The organism is Brevundimonas denitrificans (genome assembly GCF_030160755.1).
Classification (GTDB): domain Bacteria; phylum Pseudomonadota; class Alphaproteobacteria; order Caulobacterales; family Caulobacteraceae; genus Brevundimonas; species Brevundimonas denitrificans.
Genome location: NZ_BSOY01000022.1, coordinates 15,596 through 35,665 on the forward strand (window position 1 = coordinate 15,596; position 20,070 = coordinate 35,665).

General features: G+C 68.7%; 20 protein-coding genes and 1 pseudogene. 10 read left to right on the forward strand and 11 right to left on the reverse strand.

Going from position 1 to position 20,070, the window contains the following annotated elements; genetic code table 11:
• Positions 1–21: 21 nt before the first annotated feature.
• The 4 genes and pseudogenes from hslU to hslV form a co-directional block, all read right to left on the reverse strand.
• Complete coding sequence (gene hslU, locus QQJ79_RS06605; RefSeq protein WP_284222131.1) at positions 22–1,323, reverse strand: ATP-dependent protease ATPase subunit HslU; 1,302 nt, start codon at positions 1,321–1,323, stop codon at positions 22–24.
• A 19-nt stretch (positions 1,324–1,342) separates the two neighbouring features.
• The gene (locus QQJ79_RS06610) at positions 1,343–2,215 is read right to left on the reverse strand and encodes a DUF4440 domain-containing protein (RefSeq protein WP_284222132.1); all 873 of its coding nucleotides are present in this window, start codon (positions 2,213–2,215) and stop codon (positions 1,343–1,345) included.
• 122 nt (positions 2,216–2,337) lie between these two features.
• A pseudogene (locus QQJ79_RS16060) lies at positions 2,338–2,460 on the reverse strand (GxxExxY protein); the annotation flags it as partial.
• Between the two features lie 67 nt (positions 2,461–2,527).
• Positions 2,528–3,082, reverse strand: coding sequence for an ATP-dependent protease subunit HslV (gene hslV, locus QQJ79_RS06615; RefSeq protein WP_284222133.1), 555 nt, complete (start codon positions 3,080–3,082; stop codon positions 2,528–2,530).
• Between hslV and QQJ79_RS06620 the strand changes: the two genes are divergently transcribed.
• Both QQJ79_RS06620 and QQJ79_RS06625 read left to right on the forward strand, forming a co-directional pair.
• On the forward strand, positions 3,039–3,617 hold the full coding sequence (locus QQJ79_RS06620; RefSeq protein ID WP_284222134.1) for a BLUF domain-containing protein: 579 nt from the start codon (positions 3,039–3,041) through the stop codon (positions 3,615–3,617). The genes hslV and QQJ79_RS06620 overlap by 44 nt on opposite strands.
• Before the next feature lie 39 nt (positions 3,618–3,656).
• Positions 3,657–4,391, forward strand: coding sequence for a HesA/MoeB/ThiF family protein (locus tag QQJ79_RS06625; protein WP_284222135.1), 735 nt, complete (start codon positions 3,657–3,659; stop codon positions 4,389–4,391).
• A 58-nt stretch (positions 4,392–4,449) separates the two neighbouring features.
• Here QQJ79_RS06625 and QQJ79_RS06630 read toward each other — a convergent pair whose 3' ends face one another.
• From QQJ79_RS06630 to QQJ79_RS06640, 3 genes are all read right to left on the reverse strand, one after another.
• Entirely contained in the window at positions 4,450–6,480 is a 2,031-nt protein-coding gene (locus QQJ79_RS06630) for an alpha/beta hydrolase family protein (RefSeq protein WP_284222136.1), read from the reverse strand.
• A 50-nt stretch (positions 6,481–6,530) separates the two neighbouring features.
• Positions 6,531–8,558, reverse strand: coding sequence for an alpha/beta hydrolase family protein (locus QQJ79_RS06635; protein ID WP_284222137.1), 2,028 nt, complete (start codon positions 8,556–8,558; stop codon positions 6,531–6,533).
• Between the two features lie 68 nt (positions 8,559–8,626).
• Positions 8,627–9,613: a 2-hydroxyacid dehydrogenase gene (locus tag QQJ79_RS06640; protein WP_284222138.1), complete on the reverse strand. Its 987-nt coding sequence runs from the start codon at positions 9,611–9,613 to the stop codon at positions 8,627–8,629.
• 44 nt (positions 9,614–9,657) lie between these two features.
• On the opposite strand from QQJ79_RS06640, the gene QQJ79_RS06645 reads away from it, so the two are divergent.
• The 3 genes from QQJ79_RS06645 to fabB all read left to right on the forward strand — a co-directional run bounded on the left by QQJ79_RS06645 (position 9,658) and on the right by fabB (position 12,129).
• Positions 9,658–10,215 (forward strand): SH3 domain-containing protein, encoded by a 558-nt coding sequence (locus QQJ79_RS06645; protein ID WP_284222139.1) that lies wholly within the window; start codon positions 9,658–9,660, stop codon positions 10,213–10,215.
• 96 nt (positions 10,216–10,311) lie between these two features.
• Positions 10,312–10,842, forward strand: coding sequence for a 3-hydroxyacyl-[acyl-carrier-protein] dehydratase FabA (gene fabA, locus QQJ79_RS06650; protein ID WP_284222140.1), 531 nt, complete (start codon positions 10,312–10,314; stop codon positions 10,840–10,842).
• 57 nt (positions 10,843–10,899) lie between these two features.
• Positions 10,900–12,129 (forward strand): beta-ketoacyl-ACP synthase I, encoded by a 1,230-nt coding sequence (gene fabB, locus QQJ79_RS06655; RefSeq protein ID WP_284222141.1) that lies wholly within the window; start codon positions 10,900–10,902, stop codon positions 12,127–12,129.
• A gap of 9 nt (positions 12,130–12,138) precedes the next feature.
• Here fabB and QQJ79_RS06660 read toward each other — a convergent pair whose 3' ends face one another.
• Entirely contained in the window at positions 12,139–12,657 is a 519-nt protein-coding gene (locus QQJ79_RS06660) for a hypothetical protein (RefSeq protein WP_284222142.1), read from the reverse strand.
• 144 nt (positions 12,658–12,801) lie between these two features.
• On the opposite strand from QQJ79_RS06660, the gene QQJ79_RS06665 reads away from it, so the two are divergent.
• From QQJ79_RS06665 to QQJ79_RS06675, 3 genes are all read left to right on the forward strand, one after another.
• Complete coding sequence (locus QQJ79_RS06665; RefSeq protein ID WP_431307578.1) at positions 12,802–13,983, forward strand: cation:proton antiporter; 1,182 nt, start codon at positions 12,802–12,804, stop codon at positions 13,981–13,983.
• A gap of 171 nt (positions 13,984–14,154) precedes the next feature.
• A complete protein-coding gene (locus tag QQJ79_RS06670; protein ID WP_284222150.1) occupies positions 14,155–14,952 on the forward strand; it encodes an enoyl-ACP reductase FabI in 798 nt (265 codons plus the stop codon).
• Between the two features lie 78 nt (positions 14,953–15,030).
• Positions 15,031–16,257, forward strand: a complete 1,227-nt coding sequence (locus QQJ79_RS06675) for a hypothetical protein (RefSeq protein ID WP_284222143.1) — start codon at positions 15,031–15,033, stop codon at positions 16,255–16,257.
• Positions 16,258–16,276: 19 nt separating this feature from the next.
• Here the strand turns inward: QQJ79_RS06675 and rimM are convergent, their stop codons facing one another.
• The 3 genes from rimM to ffh form a co-directional block, all read right to left on the reverse strand.
• Positions 16,277–16,804, reverse strand: a complete 528-nt coding sequence (rimM, locus tag QQJ79_RS06680; RefSeq protein ID WP_284222144.1) for a ribosome maturation factor RimM — start codon at positions 16,802–16,804, stop codon at positions 16,277–16,279.
• Positions 16,805–16,941: 137 nt separating this feature from the next.
• Positions 16,942–17,535 (reverse strand): 30S ribosomal protein S16, encoded by a 594-nt coding sequence (gene rpsP, locus QQJ79_RS06685; protein ID WP_284222145.1) that lies wholly within the window; start codon positions 17,533–17,535, stop codon positions 16,942–16,944.
• Between the two features lie 46 nt (positions 17,536–17,581).
• Positions 17,582–19,102, reverse strand: a complete 1,521-nt coding sequence (ffh, locus tag QQJ79_RS06690; protein WP_284222146.1) for a signal recognition particle protein — start codon at positions 19,100–19,102, stop codon at positions 17,582–17,584.
• A 337-nt stretch (positions 19,103–19,439) separates the two neighbouring features.
• Between ffh and QQJ79_RS06695 the strand changes: the two genes are divergently transcribed.
• Positions 19,440–19,742, forward strand: a complete 303-nt coding sequence (locus QQJ79_RS06695) for a UrcA family protein (RefSeq protein ID WP_284222147.1) — start codon at positions 19,440–19,442, stop codon at positions 19,740–19,742.
• Positions 19,743–19,892: 150 nt separating this feature from the next.
• Positions 19,893–20,070, forward strand: a 178-nt coding sequence (locus QQJ79_RS16065) for a UrcA family protein (RefSeq protein ID WP_431307580.1), incomplete at its 3' end; no start/stop codon positions are given.

Here is a 20,070-nt window from a genome sequence, read left to right on the forward strand (position 1 = left end):
CCCTCCGGGAAGTTGCCCTGTTCAGAGGATAAACCGGCTCAGATCGGCGTCGCGGGCCAGTTCGGCGACCAGATCCCGCACCCGTTCGCCGTCGAAGGCGACGGTCTGGCCGGACAGGTCGGAGGCCCTGAAGCTGGTCTCCTCCAGCACCCGCTCCAGCACCGTGACCAGCCGCCGCGCGCCGATATTCTCGACCGCGCCATTGGCCGCCACGGCGGCGTCGGCCAGGGCCTCGACCGCGTCCGGGGTGAAGGTCAGGGTCACGTCCTCGGTGGCCAGCAGGGCCTGGTTCTGACGGATCAGGTTGGCCTCGGGCTCGGTCAGGATGCGCACGAAGTCGTCGCGGGTCAGGGCCTTCAACTCGACCCGGATCGGCAGCCGCCCCTGCAGTTCGGGCAGCAGGTCCGAGGGCTTGGCGACATGGAAGGCGCCCGAGGCGATGAACAACACATGGTCCGACTTCACCGGCCCGTATTTGGTCGAGACCGTCGTCCCCTCGATCAGCGGCAGCAGGTCGCGCTGCACGCCTTCGCGGCTGACGTCGCCGCCGGACCGGTCGGACCGGCCCGCCACCTTGTCGATCTCGTCGATGAAGACGATGCCCTCGTTCTCGGCCAGCAACAGCGCCTCGGTGGTCAGGCTTTCCTGATCCAGCAGCTTGTCGCTTTCCTCGGTGACCAGGGGCGTCACGGCGTCGCGGACCAGCAGCTTGACGGTCTTCGTTCGCCCGCCGCCCAGCTTGCCCAGCATTTCCGACAGATTGATCATGCCGACATTGCCGCCGCCGGGGAGGTCCAGCCCCTGCATGGGCGAGGCCGTATCGGCCAGCTGGAGCTCGATCTCCTTGTCGTCCATCTCTCCGGCCCGCAGCCTCTTGCGGAAGCTCTCACGCGTGGCCGGCTGTGAGCCCGGGCCAACCAGGGCGTCGAGGATCCGCTCCTCGGCCGCCGCCTCCGCCTTGGCCTTGACCCCGGTCCGGCGCTTGTCGCGCACCATGACGAGGGCCGCCTCGACGAGGTCGCGCATGATCGAATCCACGTCGCGGCCGACATAGCCGACCTCGGTGAACTTGGTCGCCTCGATCTTCAGGAAGGGGGCCCCGGCCAGCCGGGCGAGCCGGCGGGCGATCTCGGTCTTGCCCACCCCGGTGGGCCCGATCATCAGGATGTTCTTGGGCGTGACCTCGTCGCGCAGGTCGTCGGGGACGCGCTTGCGCCGCCAGCGGTTGCGCAGGGCCACGGCCACGGCGCGTTTGGCGTCGTCCTGGCCGACGATGAAACGGTCGAGTTCGGAGACGATTTCGCGGGGGGAAAGGTCGGTCATAATGTGCAGATAGGAGGGCTCAGCCCCCGGCGGGAGGGGGTGGGGCGATCGGCGCCGGGATCAGCTGGGCCATGATCAGCCGCCAGCCTTCCGGCCGCTTCTGCCACAGTCGCATATAGTGGCCGGTCCGGTCCTGCCCTTCGCGGGTCCAGCCCGCGCGGCCATAGGTCCAGACCATGTCGCCTCCATCCGAGGCGCCGCCGCCCTCGGTGACGCCGAATGTGAACCGCGCCGGCCAGCCGTCCAGGGCGGCAGCGAAGGCGTCCGGACCCTCCGCCGGGGGCAGGGGGGCGACATAGAGGCGGCCCTCGGGCGCCAGCACGGCGAGATGCGCCGCCTTCTGGTCCGTCGCGGCGGCGGCGGCGAGATCCGCCTCGACCGCCGTGACCTCGGCCATCGCCGCTTCGGGCGAGCCTGAACCCACCGTGGCCACGGGCAGGAGGCGCGGCTGGCTGTCGGGGCCCGGCTGGCCGGCCGGGCTGGCGTTCGAGCCGCCGTCATACACCCAGCGCCAGGCGCCGTCCGCCTGGCGCCGCCAGACCGTGAAATAGTGGCCATAGCCTTCCTGATCGCGGGCGGCGGGGCCCGTGGTGAACCCCATTTCGCCGGACCGGGCCACGCCGGCGAAGGTCGGCCACCATTCGATCAGGGGTTCGCCCGGCTGTCGGGTCAGCGGCGCGCCTTCGAACACGGCGGCGACGGTCTGCGCCTGCCCGCCGTTGATCAGAATGCTGTCGGGGCGGCTCCATTTCTGGAAGCTGCCCCCGAAACCCAGGGCCGGAAAGTCCGCGGCGAAGGCCCGCTCGGCGGCCACGATGGGCGCGGCGTCCGGTGTCTGGGCCAGAACGGGGGCGGCGGACAGCAGGACGGCGGCGAAGACGAGCGTGCGCATGGGAAATCCTCCGGCCCGCATTGATCGCCGAAACCGCGCGGCTGTCCCGTTAAATCGCGGCAAGGCCGGCGCGCTTGCCTGGAGTTGCTGGTTCTCCACCAAGGACCACCCAGGCCGCGCCGCCGCAGCTCTTCAGCAAGGCGAGCCTCATAGACGGATTCAAGGAGTCCCGGCCCGAGAGCGCGATGAACGGCAATCGCCGAATCCACCACGATCCGCCCGATCCGATCGTCTTCCTCCGACACGCCCCCGGTCCCTTCGTGCCCTTTGTGGTCCTTGGTGTCCTTGGTGATGAACCCACGGACCGACCCCTTACTCCAGCGACTCAACCGTCAGATTGCCGTTGGTGTAGACGCAGATGTCGGCCGCGATAGCCATGGCGCGGCGGGCGATGGTCTCGGCGTCCATGTCGGTGTGGTCGAGCAGGGCGCGGGCGGCCGAAAGGGCGAAATTGCCGCCCGAGCCGACGGCGGCCACCCCGTGTTCCGGCTCCAGCACGTCGCCGACGCCGGTGACGGTGAAGATCGAGCTCTTGTCCGCGACCAGCAGCATGGCCTCCAGGCGGCGCAGGTAGCGGTCGGTGCGCCAGTCCTTGGCCAGGTCGACGCAGGCGCGCGCCAGCTGGTCGGGATACTGCTCCAGCTTGGCTTCCAGCCGCTCGATCAGGGTGAAGGCGTCGGCCGTCGCGCCGGCGAAGCCCGCCAGCACCCTTCCGCCCGCCAGCACCCGCACCTTGCGCGCGGCGCCCTTGACGATGGTCGGGCCCATGGAGACCTGACCGTCGCCGGCGATGACGGTTCGGCCATTCTTGCGCACGGCCAGGATGGTCGTGCCGTGCCAGTCCGGAAAGTTCGGGATCGCGTTCATCATCCGTTTCAGATGGAGACCGAAATACGGCGCGGCAAGCGGAAAGCAACAGAAATACAACGGCCGCGCTCAGCCACAATATGACCAATGTAACCCGTTACATTGCCAAACTGTACCCCGTAATTTGCCACATAAGGGAGCGGTCGTGCTTCATCGCGTGATATACGCCAGCGAAGCCGTTGGCGCGACTGGCGTCTCGACCTTGTCGATCGCACAGATCCTCGGCGTTTCGGACCGCAACAACCGGCGCGACCGCGTGTCCGGCTGCCTGATGTTCCATCAGGGCCATATCCTGCAGGCCCTGGAAGGCGAACGCGCCGATCTGGACCGCCTGATGCGCCGCATCATCGACGATCCGCGCCATACCGGCCTGAGGGTGCTGTCCGACATGCCCATCCCCGAGCGCCGTCTGCAGGAGCCGATGAGCCTGTGCGCCGACCCCGCCTCCCTGCTGGACCGGATCGGCCTGCCGTGCATCTCGCGCCTGACCGCCAATGAGGCGGAAACCCTGCTGGACATCCGCAAGGCCGCCTGACGGCGTGGACCTTCCGGCGCGCACGCCCTAACTGGGGCGGTGACCTTCTCAGACGACGAAATCGAACGCTACGCCCGCCATCTGGTGCTGGCCGAGGTCGGCGGACCCGGGCAGCAGCGGCTGAGGGCCGCGCGCGTGGGCCTGATCGGTCTCGGCGGCGTCGGGGCGCCGGCGGCCCTCTATCTGGCCGCGGCCGGCATCGGGGCGCTGCGCCTGATCGACGATGATGCGGTCGCCCTGTCCAATCTCCAGCGCCAGATCGCCTTCGATGCGTCCGACCTCGGCCGTCCCAAGGTCGAGGCCGGGGCCGAAACCCTGACCGCGCTCAACCCGCATGTGCGGATCGAACCCATCGCCGAACGGCTGACCGGCGCGGACGCCGCCCGCCTGATCGAGGGCTGCGACGTCGTCATCGACGGCACGGACGATTTCGGAACCCGGTTCGCCGTCAACGCCGCCTGCGTGGCGGCGCGCATCCCGCTGGTCTCCGGCGCCCTGGGACGGTGGAGCGGTCAGGTCGGCGTCTTCACCGGCCGGCCCTGCTACCGCTGCCTCGTGCCCGCCGCCCCTCCGGAGGCCGAGACCTGCGCCCGCGTCGGCGTGATCGGGGCGCTGGCGGGCGTGGTCGGGTCCATGGCCGCGCTCGAGGCGATCAAGCTCGTCACCGGCGCGGGGGCTGCGCTGGCGGGCCGGTTGCTGATCTACGACGGCCTGGCCGGGACCGCCCGGACGGTCACCGTCGCCGCCGACCCCGGCTGTCCGGTCTGCGCCTAGACCATTTTTGCTTCAGGTCGATTCGACCTGAAGTCAAACAATGGTCCAGAATCTCGCTCTAGGCGAAGACCCGCCGGAACAGCTCGATATACTGGGTCATCAGATCCAGTTCGACGCCGTCTTCCCAGTCGGCATGGCCTGACCCGCGGACCTCGACATAGTCGACGGACTTGCCGGCGCGATCCAGCGCCTCCTTCATGCGCCGCGACTGGAAGACGGGAACGATGGGATCGTCCACGCCGTGCACCAGCATGACCGGGCAGGCGATTTCAGAGGCCCGGCGGCGGGGCGAGGCGAGGGCCAGGGCCGCGGCGTCCGCCTCCGGGTCGCCGATCCGGGTGGACCAGAAGCGGTAGGCCACGTTCTCCGCCGAACTGTCGCCCCGCTTCTCATTGGCCAGCAGTTCGGGCAGGTCGCTGTCTCCGCAGATCGCGATGGCGGCCTTGTACAGGTCCGGACGGCGCACGGCGCCCATCAGGGCCGCATAGCCGCCGTAGCTGCTCCCCATGATGCCGACCTTGCCGGCGTCCAGCCCGCGGGCCTTGATCGCATGGTCGACGGCGTCCTCGACGTCTTCCTGCATCCGGTCGCCCCAGCGCCCCCAGCCCTCGCTGGCGAAGGCCAGGCCATAGCCGCCGGAGCCGCGGAAATTGGGCTGCAGCACCCACCAGCCTTCGGCCGCCAGGGCTTGGACCGTGCGATCCCAATTCATCACGTCGCGCAGTTCGGGTCCGCCGTGCGGCAGGACGATGAGGGGGCCGGGCGCGCCCCCGGGAGGCGCGGTCAGATAGGCGCGGATGGCGGCGCCGTCGCGGGTGGTCACATCCAGCGCCTCGGTCCGGCCCAGTCGCTCGGTCTGAAGGGCGGTGCGCGGGGTCAGGTTGACGAAGCTGCGCGCGGCCCGGTCATACAGATACCAGGCGCCGGGCTCATTGGGCCCGCTGACATAGGCCAGGAAACGGTTGTGGGTCCGGTCGATATCGACCAGGCGCACATTGCAGCTGTTGTCGAAGAACCGGTTCATGGCCCGGTGGTGCGGCGCCAGTTCCGGCACGGCGAAGTCATATTCGAGGCGGTCGTTCCAGTAGGCGGCGCCCAGATAGACGCCGCGATCGTCGATCAGGCCGCCCGAGACGTCGGACCGGGGCCGCGAGGCGACGGGCGGGCCATAGACGCCTGTCCGCAGGTTGAACTCGCGGATGGACTGGACGTCCTCGCCCTCCTGTCGGGCTGAGACGAGGATCACGTCGTCCTGTTCGGTCGCCGCGACATATTCGAAGTCGAGCGTGTCGGCGATCCGCATCCGGCGCACGAACCGCCACTGACGCTCTCCGGGCGCCCGGGCCATGATCTCCAGGGTGTTTCCGGTGCTGTTGATGTCATAGCGCAGCACCGGCACGCCGTGCCGGGTCTCCCAGCCCACCGTGTCGAAATCGCCGCGCTCGAACTCTTCGGCCCGGCCGGTCATGACATTGACCTTGTACAGGGCGTTGATGCGCCGCGCCTGCGTCGGAGCCATCATCAGCACGTGCTCGGGATCGTCGTGCAGCAGATCGACGATGGAGCCGAGGTTGCGGGTGGTCCGCATCCGTTGCGGTTCATTGTCGAAAAGGACCACGGCGCCGCCGGTGTCGGGATTGATCGACACCATCCGCCGGGAAATCACGGCCTCGGCGGTGGTCGAGCCCAGCGACCGCGCCGAGGTCCGTTCCGTGATGCCCCGACCGCCCAGGGCGATCCGAACCAGCAGCCGTTCGTCGCTGGCCCAGGCCATGGACTCGCAGTCCACGTCGCCCAGCGGCGCGCGCTTGGGCGGGGCGGAAGGATTGGCGGCGTCCAGCACGTCGAGAACCGAGAGCCGGACCCTGCCCTGATGGACCTCGCGGATAATGGCGATGCGTTCGCCCGAGGGCGACAGGGCCACGCCCTTGACGCCGTCCTTGGCGTAGAAGTCCGCCAGGGCGTGGGGCGTGATCTGACGCGCCGCCACGGGCCCCGCCGCCGCCGCAACCCCGAGTCCGCCGGCGCCCGCCAGCAGACCCCGGCGCGACAACGCCCACCGCGCCGCCGCGGAATTCCTGATTGTCATGACACGCCCCCGATACTCCAGGTCCTACCAGCCCAAGGTTGACGCCGGCGTCAAGCGAAGGCCTGACGCAGCAGGGCCACATAGCGGGTCACCAGCTCCTGCTCCTTGGCGTCCTCCCAGTCCGCATGCCCCGCGTCCTCGACCTCGATCAGCTCGACCGGCTTGCCCGCGCCGCGCAGGGCGTCGCGCATCCGGCGGGACTGGATCGACGGCAGGACGGGGTCGTCGGCCCCGTGAACCAGCAACACCGGGCAGGCGATCTCGCCGGCCCGACGGCGGGGCGAGCCCGCCTCCAGCGCCGGCCCCATCACCGACCGATCGCCGATGCGTTTGGTCCAGAATTCATAGATCGGCTGACCCGGGGTGTCGTCCAGGCGCTCCTCCCACGCCAGCACGTCGGGCAGGTCATAGACGCCGCAGATGCCGATCGCCGCCTTGTACAGGTCCGGCCGCTTCACCGCTCCCATCAAGGCGGCATAGGCCCCGTAGCTGGTGCCCATGATCGCGACCTTCGACGCGTCCAGCCCCTTTGCGGCGATGGCGTGAGCGACGGCGTCCTCCACGTCGTCCTGCATGCGGTCGCCCCAGCGGGTCCAGCCCTGTTGGGCGAAGCTCTGGCCATAGCCGCCCGAGCCGCGGAAATTGGGCCGCAGCACCCACCAGCCCTGCGCCGCCAGCACCTGCACCTGCCGGTCCCAGCTGGGCGTGTCGCGCACCTCGGGCCCGCCGTGGGGCAGGACGACCAGGGGGCCGGGCCGGCCGCCGGGCGGCGCCGTCAGATAGGCCTCGATGGTCGCCCCGTCTCGGGTCTGCACCTGCAGCACCTCGCTGGCGCCCAGCCGTGCGGGGTCGAGGTCCCGCGCCTGGCCGAGGTTGACGATCGCGCGCGCGGCCTTGTCGTAGAAGAACCAGGCCCCCGGCTCCGCCGGCCCGTCCACACGGGCGATGAACCGGTTCCGCGCCATGTCGACGTCCGTGAAATGCACATTGCACGCATTGTCGAAGAAGCGGTTGAGGGCCCGGTGGTGCACCGCCAGCGCGGGGTCGACGAACTCATATTCCAGCCGTTCGCCATAGTAGGCGGCGCCCAGATAGTTGCCCGCCGAGTCCGGCAGGCCATAGGCGACATCCCGGCCCGGGCGGGGGTTCAGCGCCGGGCCGAGCGCGGTGGTCGTCAGGTCCATCTCGCGGACGCTCTGGACGTCCTCGGTGTCGAGACGGGCGATGACCAGCACCTTGCCGGGCGTCTCGCCGGCGCCGACCCAAAGGAAGTCCGGCGCCTCGCGCACGCGGGTGCGGCGCGCCATCTTCCACTCGGTCTCGCCCGGCGCCCGGACCATGATGGTCTCGACCGTGCCGCGGCTGTTCATGTCATGGCGCAGGACTGGGACGCCGTTGACGGCCCGCCAGTGATAGGTGCCCGAGCCGCCGCGCTCGATCCGGGTCGCCGCGCCCGTATTCACATTGACCCGGTGCAGGCCCATTACCCCGTCGGCCTCCCAAGCGGCCATCAGCACATTGTCGGGATCGCCGGGCAGCATGTCGATGATGCGGCCCATGTCGAAGGTGTAGCGCATGCGCTGGCGCTGATCGCTGAACAGCACGACCGGATCGCCGGTCGTCGCATGCACAGAGACGACGCGGCTCATATAGTATTCGACGTCCTCCGACCTTCGGTTGGACCCGGCGATCGCCCGGCCCGAAGACGTGCCCCTCAGAAGCACGGTCACCAGCACGCGATCGTCGCTCGCCCAGTCGATGGACCTGACCCAGACCGGACCCAGTTCGAACCGGCGACGCGGGCCTTCAGGGTCGGCGGCGTCGATGAAGTCGACGGCGCTGCGCGGGGTCTCGTCCGTGCCGAGGTTCTCGGCCACGGCGATCCGGGTGCCGGACGGCGACAGGGCCGCGCCGCTGCTCATGGTCGGTTTGAAGAACTCGCTCAGCGGATAGGCGGCGCCCTGGGCCCGGGCCACGCCCGGCGGCAAGGCCGCCATCCCCGCCAGCGCCGCCGTTCCGGCCAGCAGGCCGCGCCGCGACAGGGCGGCTCGCGCCGCCTTGGTCAATCCGATTGTCATGGTCCCACCCCGAAACGCTACCCGACCCCTACCAACCCAAGGTTTGGCGGGGCGTCAAGCGCAAGGATTCAGAGCATGGCGGGGATGACGCGGTCCGGCGGCCGGTGGCCGTTGTGGAAGGTCTGGATATTGGCGATCACCCGGTCGCCCATGTCCTGCCGGGCTTCCAGCGTCGCCGACCCCAGATGCGGCAGCAGCACGACGTTGGCGTGACCCAGCAGGCCCGGGTGAATGGCCGGCTCGTGCTCATAGACGTCCAGCCCGACCCCGGCGATCGCGCGGCGCGCCACGGCGTCGGACAGGGCTGCCTCGTCGATCAGTTCGCCGCGGGCGGTGTTGATCAGAATGGCGTGCGGCTGCAGCCGGGCCAGCCGTTCCGCCGACAGCAGGTGGTGCGTCTCCCTCGTCGCCGGGCAGTTCAGCGAGATCAGGTCCATGCGCGCCAGCATCTGGTCCAGATCGTCCCAGTAGGTGGCCCCCAGCTCCTCGGCGATCATGGCCGGGACGGGTTTGCGATTGTGATAGTGGACCTGCATCCCGAATGCCTTCGCGCGGCGCGCCAGGGCCTGACCGATGCGGCCCATGCCGACGATGCCCAGCCGCTTGCCCCACAGTTTGCGCCCGGTCATCCAGGTCGGGCTCCAGCCCTCGAACCGGCCCTCGGCCACCACCTGGGCCCCTTCGACGATGCGGCGGCTGACCGCCAGAATGAGCGCCATCGTCAGATCCGCCGTGTCCTCCGTCAGGACCCCCGGCGTATTGGTCACGATCAGGCCGCGGCCCACGGCGGCGTCGATGTCGATGTGATCCACGCCCGCGCCGAAATTGGCGATCATCTTCAACTGGTCGCCCGCCGCCGCGATCAGGGCCGCGTCTATGGTGTCGGTGATGGTCGGGACCAGCACGTCGGCGCGCTGCACCGCCGCCTCCAGCGCCGCGCGGTCCATCGGCCGGTCGCTCAGGTTCAGCTCCGCGTCGAACAGTTCGCGCATGCGCGTCTCGACGGCGTCCGGCAGCCGTCTGGTTAACACGACCTTAAGTCTGGGCGCGGACATTGGCGGCCTTCGGTTTCAACCGCTTCGGCTTATTGGCGCATCTGGTGTCTGGCAAGGCTCGCTCACGCTTCCAACAACTGGTCGTCCTCGGCGCCGTCCTGACCGGAGCCGTCCTGGCCGGCGCGGGTCAGGCCATGCCCGACGGCCGGCCGACCCCCAGCGGCCAGCCGGTGCCGCGCTGGCTGTCGCTGAAATCCAACGAGGTCCGGGCGCGGTTCGGCCCCGGTCTCGACTACCGCATCCTGTGGGAATACCGGGTACCGGGCCTGCCCGTGCAGGTGGTCGCCGAGACCACCGAATGGCGCAAGATCTGCGATCCCGAAGGCGGCGTCGCCTGGGTTCACCGCAGCGTCGTTTCGAGCCGCCGCAGCGTCTTCAACGCTTCGGAGGCCGAGATTCCGATCCGTTCCGGCCCATCTGAAACCGCCGCCATGCGTGCCCGGCTGACGCCCCGCTCGGTCGTGGCCATGGAAGACTGCGAAGAGGGCTGGTGCGAGGTCCGGATCCGCCGGATGCGGGGCTTCGTGCGCCAGCGCGATGTCTTCGGCGGCCAGGACCGGGCCCTGTGCAACGCCGCCCGCCCGGCCGGCCGCGGACGCTGAAGTCTCCCGTCCGCGTCCGTATGCTTCGACCGCTAAAAAGTTGAGCCGCCGGTTCGCGTCGTGTAACCCGACGGCAACACCCGCTGGAGAGCGTCCTTGAGCCAGTCGAAAAATCCGTCGTCCTACGATTACGAGGCCCTGCTTGCGGCGGGCCGGGGCGATCTGTTCGGGCCGGGCAACGCCAAGCTGCCGGCGCCGCCGATGCTGATGTTCGACCGGATCGTCACCATCAACGCGGACGGCGGCGCCCACGGTAAGGGTCACATCGAGGCCGAGCTGGATATCCATCCGGACCTCTGGTTCTTCCAGTGCCATTTCATCGGCGACCCGGTCATGCCCGGCTGTCTCGGCCTTGACGCCATGTGGCAGCTGGTCGGCTTCTATCTCGGCTGGATCGGCGGCCCCGGAAAGGGCCGGGCCCTGGGCGTCGGCGAGGTCAAATTCACGGGGCAGGTCACCCCGGACGTCAAGAAGGTCGTCTACAAGATCGACCTGAAACGGGTCATCAACCGCCGCCTGGTCATGGGCATCGCCGACGGGGTTCTCGAAGCCGACGGCGTCCCCATCTATACGGCGACCGACATGCGGGTCGGCCTGTTCGGCGCCACGGAACCCGTCGGCGGCTGACTCCATTCGAAGACCGCGATCAACGCGGCGAATAGCGTTCAAGAAGGAAACCACACCATGCGGCGTGTCGTCGTCACCGGACTGGGTATCGTCTCATCCATCGGCACCGGCCAGGACGAGGTCTCGACCTCGTTGCGCGAGGCCCGCTCGGGCGTCGTCGCCGCGCCGGACCATACGAAATACGGTTTCCGCTCCCAGGTCTGGGCGCCGCCGGCGCTCGGCCACACCGCCGAGGACTGGGCTCCGCACGTCGATCGCCGCGCCGCCCGCTTCCTCGCCAACGGCACCGCCTGGGGCCACATCGCCTTCGAGGAGGCGCTGAAGGATTCCGGCCTGACCGCCGAGGAGACCCAGTCCGAGCGCATCGGCCTGATCGTCGGCGAGGGCGGCCCCTCGACCCAGATCATCCTTCAGGCCGCCGCCACGACGATCGAAAAGAACTCGCCCAAGCGCATCGGGCCGTTCGCCGTGCCCAAGGCCATGGCCTCGGGCCCGTCGGCCGTGCTGGCCACCTGGTTCCAGCTCAAGGGGATCAACTATTCGATCTCCTCAGCCTGCGCGACCAGCGCCCACTGCATCGGCGCGGCCGCGGAACAGATCGCCTGGGGCAAGCAGGACGTGGTCTTCGCCGGCGGCGTCGAGGACATCGACTGGTCCATGTCCAACATGTTCGACGCCATGGGCGCCATGTCGTCCAACTTCAACGAGACGCCCTCGGTCGCCAGCCGCGCCTATGATGTGGCCCGCGACGGCTTCGTCATCGCCGGCGGGGCCGGCATCGTGGTGCTGGAAGAGTATGAGCGGGCCGTGGCGCGCGGCGCGACGATCTACGCCGAGGTCACCGGCTACGGGGCCAATTCCGACGGCTACGACATGGTCGCCCCCTCGGGCGAGGGCGCCGAGCGCTGCATGAAGATCGCCCTCGAAATGGCCGGCAATCCGAAAATCGACTACCTCAACCCGCACGGCACCTCGACCCCCGTCGGCGACTCCAAGGAGATGGGGGCGGTGCGCAATGTCTTCGGCGACCAGATGCCGATGATCTCCTCGACCAAGTCGCTGACGGGTCATTCGCTCGGCGCCGCCGGGGCCCAGGAGGCCATCTACTGCCTGCTGATGATGAAGCACGGCTTCGCCGCCGAGAGCGCCCACATCGAAACCCTCGACCCCGAGTTCGAGGGCATGCCGATCCTGCGCAAACGTCACGACGGCGAACTGAAGCACGTCATGTCCAACAGCTTCGGCTTCGGCGGCACGAACGGCACGCTGATCCTCAGCAAGGTCTGACCGGCGGCTCTACCAGCCGCTCTCGGCGCCCGCGCTGGTGATGCAGGCAGCCGCCGCCGCGCGGGTCTCCATGCGCTTCGGAGATGCGGTGTCGAGCGCCGCGTTCAGGTCGAAGCGGACGAACTGCCGGTCGGGGCTGGACGGCCGCGGGCCCGTCCCCACGCAGATCCAGCTTGCGCGCGCGCCCTCGCCGCCGGCGAGGACGACGATCGTCGCGCCCGTCGCCCCTTGTTCGGCCAACTGGCGGCTGGCGCAGGTGCGGGTGTCCTGGGCCGAGATGGTGCAGTGCTCGAACTCGGCAAGGTCCAGCCCGGTCGGCAGAAGTTCGAACCAGCCGCCGGAGGGGCCGCCCGCCGACAGGCTCTGCAGCATGGCGTCGTGTTGGGTCCGCGACGTAGCGTCGAGATGCGGGGAAGAGGCCAGCAGCACCTTGACCCGCAACGGCGGCGGACCGGCCTGGGCCATGGCGCCTCCCGGGGCCGCAAAACCGCACACGATGAGGGCGGACAGAAGGATCAGAAGGCGCATCCGAATGACTCCGCTCGGCGTTCCCTGCATCCTGACCGGGTTTTCCGGTAAGGAAACCCCTCACAACCTGACGCGCGGGAGCCCGGTCTGACCCTCGACCCCTACATCCTGTTCCTGCTGGGCCTCGGCGCCGTCGTCCTGCTGGTGTCCTGGGCGCCGACGGGGCTGAAAAAGCTGCCGCTGACCCTGGCCATCCTGTGCGTGGCCCTGGGCGTGGTGGTGTTCAGCACCGGCCTGCTGTCGTTCAACCCCGACCCCCGGACGTGGGATACGGCGACCGAACGGCTGACCGAACTGGTGGTGATCATCAGCCTGATGGGGGCGGGGCTGAAGCTGGACCGGCCGGTGGGCTGGCGCCGGTGGGACTCGACCTGGCGGCTGCTGGCCGTGGCCATGCCCCTGACCATTGCGGCGGTGGCCTGGCTGGGCGTGGCCGGCCTTGGTTTCAGCCTGGCCATGGCCCTGTTGCTCGGCGCGGCCATGGCCCCGACCGATCCGGTGCTGGCCGCCGACGTTCAGGTCGGACCGCCCAAGTCCGGCGACGAGGACGAGGTGCGCTTCGGCCTGACCTCGGAAGCGGGGCTCAACGACGCCCTGGCCTTCCCCTTCGTCCATCTGGCCATTCTGGCGGCCGCCGGGGGGCTGGCCTCGACCGCTGATCTGACCGACTGGTTCACCGTCAAGGTCGGCTGGAAGCTGCTCGCCGGCGCCGGCGTCGGCGTGCTGTGCGGCCTGGGGTTCGGCCGGCTGGTGTTTCGCCGCAACGAGGGTTCGGCCCGCTTCGGCGACGGTCTGGTGGCGCTGGCGGCGACCCTGCTGGCCTATGCCGCGGCGGAACTGGCCCACGGCTACGGCTTCCTCGCCGTCTTCATCTGCGCCCTGACCCTGCGCGCCTGGGAACGCGACCACGACTTCCATCAGGAGATGCACGACTTCTCCGACCAGATCGAACGGCTGCTGATGATGCTGCTGCTGGTCCTGTTCGGCGGGGCCCTGGCCAACGGCCTGCTGGCGTCCCTGACCTGGATCGACGCCCTGGTCGGCCTGGCGGTGGTCTTCGTGGTCCGGCCCGTCGCCGGGATGATCGCCATGATCGGCTCGCGCCAGCCGATGCGCGAGCGGCTGCTGCTGTCCTTCCTCGGCATCCGCGGCGTCGGCTCGGTCTATTACATCGCCTATGCCCTGAACCACGGCGACTTCGGCGACAGCGAGCGGCTGTGGGCCATCGTCGGCTTCATCATCCTCGTCTCGATCCTCGTCCACGGCGTCACCGCCGCCCCGCTGCTGCAGCGGCTGACGCGGCGGCGCGAGGCGGAGACGGGCTGACGCTTTCCCCCGAAGGCGGGCGCTGCTAACCCTCCGCCACGGCCTCAGGCAGCGAGCGACCGCGTCGCGAGCGTCAGGCTGACCAAACCGGCCTCAAGTCGCGAGCAACCGCGTTGCGAGCATAGGCCACCAAGAAGGAGACGGACCATGGCGAGCGAGAGCGGCTGGAACATGCCCAAGGGCGACCTGATGAAGGGCAAGAAGGGCCTGATCATGGGGGTCGCCAACAGCAACTCCATCGCCTGGGGCATCGCCTCCCAGCTGGCCGCCCAGGGCGCCGAACTGGCCTTCACCTATCTCGGCGAGGGGCTTGAGCGCCGCGTCCGCCCGCTGGCCGAGAGCGTCGGCGCCAAACTGCTGATCCAGGCCGACGTCACCGACGACGCCTCGATGGACCAGGCCTTCGCCGAGCTGGAAAAGGCCTTCGGCACGATCGATTTCGTCGTCCATTCGGTGGCCTTCGCCAACAAGGACGAGCTCAAGGGCAGCTTCGTCGACAACACCAGCCGCGACAGCTTCCTGCTGGCCATGAACATCTCGGCCTTCAGCTTCGTCGACGTGGCCAAACGGGCGTCGAAGCTGATGCCCAACGGCGGCTCGCTGGTGACCATGACCTATCTCGGCTCGGAACGGGCCATCCCCAACTACAACACCATGGGCGTGGCCAAGGCGGCGCTCGAGGCGGCGACCCGCTACATCGCCCGCGACCTCGGCCCGCGCGGCATCCGCTGCAACGCCATCTCGGCCGGGGCCATGCGCACCCTGTCGCTGGCCGGCATCTCGGGCGGTCGCGGCATGATCAGCCAGGGCCGGGCCATGTCGGCGATGAAGGAGGACACCTCGATGGAGGGCGTCGCCGGCGCCGCCCTGTGGCTGTGCTCGGACCTCGGCTTCTCGACCACGGGCGAGGTCATCCACGTCGACGCCGGCTTCCACATGATGGGCATGGCGGCGGACGAGGAGGGGTAGGTCTCAAGCTACACGGTTATGTGATTCGAACCGTCGTAATGCTCGCTTAAGGTGTTCCAATAAACACGGAGAGCGAGCGTGCCTGACACGCTTCCGGACATCGAGGTCTTCGGCCAGCGGCGCAAGCCCAACGGCACATTTCCCCAGCGTGGCGGCGGGAGCGGCGGCGGCGGACTCGGCGACGAAGGCGGCGAGCATCAGAATGAAGTCGGGGAGAACGATCCTCCGCCAGATCAGATCGATCCGTGCGCCGACCCGGAGACCGCGCTACCGTGGAACGCTGATGCGGCGGGAGCCGCCGCGGTGCCGAAATTTCTACTGAAGGCGGCCGAGATCGGATTCGCGGATGCGCCCAACGGTGTGCCGACCTTGCTGAACCGTGAGTATGGGAGCTTTCTTGTTAGAGGCTCCGGGCAGTCTGTGGAAACCAATCAGGTCACCCCGGGAGATGTCCGCGATCAAACGAATCCGAACTGGGTATCAACACTCACGATCGATCCCACCGGTGTTACGGTGGCGAACTACCAGGGAGATGTTCACAGCCATCCGAACGGCAACGAGTTGCCCAGCCAGGCTGACTGGGACGGCTTCATGGCAAACAATCGAGCAGCGCGAGAGAGCGGCCGCACCGGCGAGACGTTCTACATGTACATAATCGCGGTTAGCCAGAATTGTGGGCCTCCGACAGTTCGCGTCTATCAAGATGGTCCTCGCGCAGCGAACAGTCCCGACCCGGCGAGACCAACCGAAGTAGGACCTGAGGTGAATCCCGATGCTCAGCCCGTTAGCAACAGCCTGACGTGCCGACTGTGTGCGGGCTTTGGCCTGATCCTCTTGTCGGCCAGTTGTGCAAGCGCATATGCCGCCGGCGAAGCCAGGCATCAGACAGCAGACACCGAGCGCTGGCCCTATACGCAGCTGGTTGCCGAGAATTCGCTCGGCCATCGGCTTGAGATCTCTACCGAGGCTGGAGCATTCAACCATGCAACCGCGACCCTGAATGTCGATGGTCAGACTTGGCGCGTCGCCGATTCGGAGTGCCCTCGGTTTCGGGCGGCGCTGGATGCCTTTCAGGCTCTTCCGCCCCTCAAGCCGGGACCAGCCCTGGTGCTGCCGGGAGCTTCAGCAGAGCGTCCGATGCCTCCATACCGACCGCATGGAGAGCGCTGGACGATCCGGGCCCATCTATACGCGCCCGACTGGTCGTCCATGGAGGTCGAAATGCGTGGCAGCCAAGGTCCGTATGCCTTCTGGCTGACCGATACGGTGGCCGCGATCAGAGCTTGCGGACCGCCCGCGGGATGATCTGCTGGTGTTTGAGTACCTAGTCCGGCTCGCGCTCGCCGATCTCAACCGGTTTGACGACCAGCAGCCAGCCGTCGGCAATGTGCAGGTCGGGCACGGCGTCTCGCGTGAAGGGCAGGTACCAGGTCGGGCCGCCCTGGGCCGGGGCGATCTCCAGCATGTCGTCGGCGCCGAAATTCTGCACCGACTTCACGCTCCCGAGGACCACGCCCTCTGGGTCGCGCGCCTCCAGCCCGACCAGGTCGGTCAGGTAGAATTCGTCCTCGTCGGGTTCCGGCAGCTTGTCGCGCGGGATGTAGAGTTTCAGCCCGCGCAGGGCGTCAGCCTCTTCCTTGGTGGCGATCTCCTTCGCCCGGCCGACGACGGCGGACTTCTCCGCCCGGCCACCGGTCAGGGTCAGGCCGGTCGAACCGTCGGCGCGCAGCAGGACGCCATAGGACAGCAGGGTCTTCGGCTCGGCGGTGTAGGCGGTCACCCGCACCTCGCCCTTGACCCCGAACCCGCCGGCGACCTGGCCGACGAGGATGAGTTTGCTGTCGGTCGTCATCGCCGCCTCATTCAAGGATCCTGCGCTCAAGTAGCGCGAAGCGCGGTAGCGCACCCCAATAAATGAAAAGCAGCGCCCGGTGGTCCGGACGCTGCTTTCCGTTCGTCTGTGTCCCGCCGGAGCGGAACCCGAAAGCCTTAGGCCTCGGTCTTTTCTTCTTCGGTCGCTTCGGCGGCCGGGGCTTCTTCGGCGGCGGCTTCGGCCGGGGCCTCTTCCGTCACGGCTTCCGCTTCAGCGGCCGGGGCTTCTTCAGCAACGGCTTCGGGCTCGGGAGCCGGCGGCGCGTTCTTGGCGGCTTCAGCGGCGGCGGCGGCTTCTTCCTTGGCGCGGACGGCGGCTTCAGCGGCCTCGATCTTGGCGGCGGCTTCGGCCTCGGCGCGGTCGGCTTCGCGCTGGGCGCGCTCGGCCGCGCGTTCCTGGGCCTTCTTGCCCGGCTCGGCCTTCTTCGGGTTGTTCGACTGGGTCCACTTGACCTTGCCGGCCAGGGCTTCGTCCTGGCTCAGGAAGCGGGCGACGCGGTCGGTGGGCTGGGCGCCCTTGCCGAGCCATTCGGCGATCCGGTCGGTCTTCAGGGTGACGCGCTTCTGCTCGCCGTCGCGCGGCAGCATCGGGTTGTAGGTGCCGACGCGCTCGATGAATTTGCCGTCGCGCGGCGAGTGGCTGTCGGCGACGACGATGTAATAGTAGGGGCGCTTCTTGGCGCCGCCGCGGGCCAGACGAATCTTCAGCATTTTCAGTCTCTTTCTTTAGGTCGGATTATTTCTTGGGAGGGAAGGGTTATTTCTTGGGAAGGCCGGGCAGGCCCGGAAGGCCTCCCGGAAGTTGTCCGCCGCCCAGGCCGGCGAGCCGGTCCTGAAGGGCTTTCATGTCGTCGGCGCTGGGCTCGGGCATGCGGCCGCCCCCCATCGCCTTGAGGCGGGCCATGTCGGGGCCGCCGCCCATACCGCCGCCGAGGCCGCCCATCATGGCGGCCATCTGCTTCATGCCCTTGCCGCCGCCGCGCGACATGGACTTGACCATGTCGGCCATCTGGCGGTGCTGTTTGAGCAGGCGGTTGATCTCCTGGACCTCGACCCCGGCGCCGGCGGCGACGCGCTTCTTGCGGCTGGCGTTGAGCAGGTCGGGCTTCTTGCGCTCGGCCTTGGTCATCGAGGAGATGATGGCTTCCTGGCGGGCGATCATGCGATCGTCGACGCCGCTTTCGGCCATCTGGTTCTTCATCTTGGCCACGCCGGGCAGCATGCCCATGATGCCCTGCAGGCCGCCCATCCGCTTCATCTGCTGCAGCTGGCCGGCGAGGTCGTTCAGGTCGAACTGGCCCTTGGCCAGTTTGCGGGCCATGGCCTCGGCCTTGGACTGGTCCAGCTCCTGCGACGCCTTCTCGACCAGGGCGACGATATCGCCCTGACCCAGGATGCGGCCGGCGACGCGGCGGGCGTCGAACACCTCCAGCGCATCGACCTTCTCGCCCGCGCCGATGTATTTGATCGGCAGGCCGGTGACGGCGCGCATGGACAGCATGGCCCCGCCGCGCCCGTCGCCGTCGGCGCGGGTCAGGACCAGGCCGGTCAGCGGCAGGCGTTCGTGGAAGGCTTTCGCCGTGCGCACCGCGTCCTGACCGGTCAGGCTGTCGGCGACCAGCAGGGTCTCGACGGGTTTGGCGACGGCGGCGACCTCGGCCACCTCGGCCATCAGGGCCTCGTCGAGGGTGATCCGGCCGGCGGTGTCGAGGATCAGGACGTCGAAGCCCTGCAGCTTGGCCGACTGCAGCGCCCGACGGGTGATCTGGATCGGCGACTCGCCCGCCACGATCGGCAGGACGGCCACCTCGATCTGTTTGCCGAGGGTCTGCAGCTGCTCCATGGCCGCCGGACGACGCGTGTCCAGCGAGGCCATCATGACCTTCTTGCGGTCGAACCTGGTCAGGCGCAGCGCCAGCTTGGCCGAGGTCGTGGTCTTGCCCGAGCCCTGCAGGCCGGCCATCAGGATGACGGCGGGCGGCGCAGCGTTCAGATTGATCGGGGTCGGCTCATCGCCGCCCAGCATCTCGACCAGGCCGTCATAGACGATCTTGACCACCTGATCGGCCGGCTTGACCGAGCGGATGACGTCCTCGCCGGTGGCGCGCTCGGTGGCGAAGGCGATGAAGTCCTTGACGACGGGCAGGGCGACGTCAGCCTCGAGCAGGGCCACGCGCACTTCGCGCATAGCCTCGGAGACGTCCTTTTCGGACAGGGCGCCGCGCCCGGTGATCCGGTCGAAGACGCCTGTCAGCCGCTCGTTCAGAGCCTCGAACATACAAACCTCGTTTGCGACGGGTGAGACGGCCTCCATAGCGAAATCGCCTCCGGCGACGATCACGTCGGCGGAGGGTTCTCGCCATCCTCGTCCGGTCGAAACCGGGGTCGTGATGGTGGAGACGCGAGGTTCACTTGCGTCGGAAGCGGCGGCTTATGGCGGAAAAGGGCGGCGAAGACAAGGCGGCGGCCGGCATCAGCCTGATCACTGTTCAGCTTTCCGCGAATTCATCCAGCGTCGCTATTTCGCCTCGGAACGCTCACGCGGCTGCAACGGGGCGGGCGCATCTGAACGCCGTCGCCGCCAAGAGCGATGCAGACCTCCGCAGGAGATCGCCATGAAAACCTTCGCTTCTCTCGTCGCCGCCCTCTCGGTCAGCCTCGCCGCCGGAGCGGCCTCCGCCCAGGAGGCCCGCGTCCAGTGGGGCGATCTGGATCTCTCCAGCGCCGCCGGGGCCGACGCCTTCGACGCCCGTGTCGCAGCCGCGGCCTCCCGCATGTGCCGGGGCGTCAAACGACCCGGCAGCCGGATCAGCGATCGCGCCTTCTGCCGCACCGCCTTCCGCGACGAGGCTGTCCGTCAGCTGCCCGGCTCCGCCCAGGTGGACTATGCGCTCAGCCGCCTGCCGCTGATCGCCTGAACCACGTTGCATACATAAGGCACACTTCTGGCTAGCGAAGCAGTTCTCGGTCTGAAGTCATGCAAATATAACGGTTCTGGTCTGGCGAGCGTCACACGAGCCTATCATCTGGCTTGTCGTCGCTACTCCCCGCGACGTGGAGATGATCCGATGACCAGAACCCTGCTTTCCTTCGCCGCCGCCGCCCTTCTGTACGCCGCCCCCGCGGCGGCCCAGGAGGTCCGCGTGCCCTTCGCCGACCTCGATCTGTCGAGCGGCGCCGGCGCCCAGACCTTTGAGGCCCGCGCCGCCGAGGCCGCCCGCGCCGCCTGCGCCGTCGGCCCGCGCG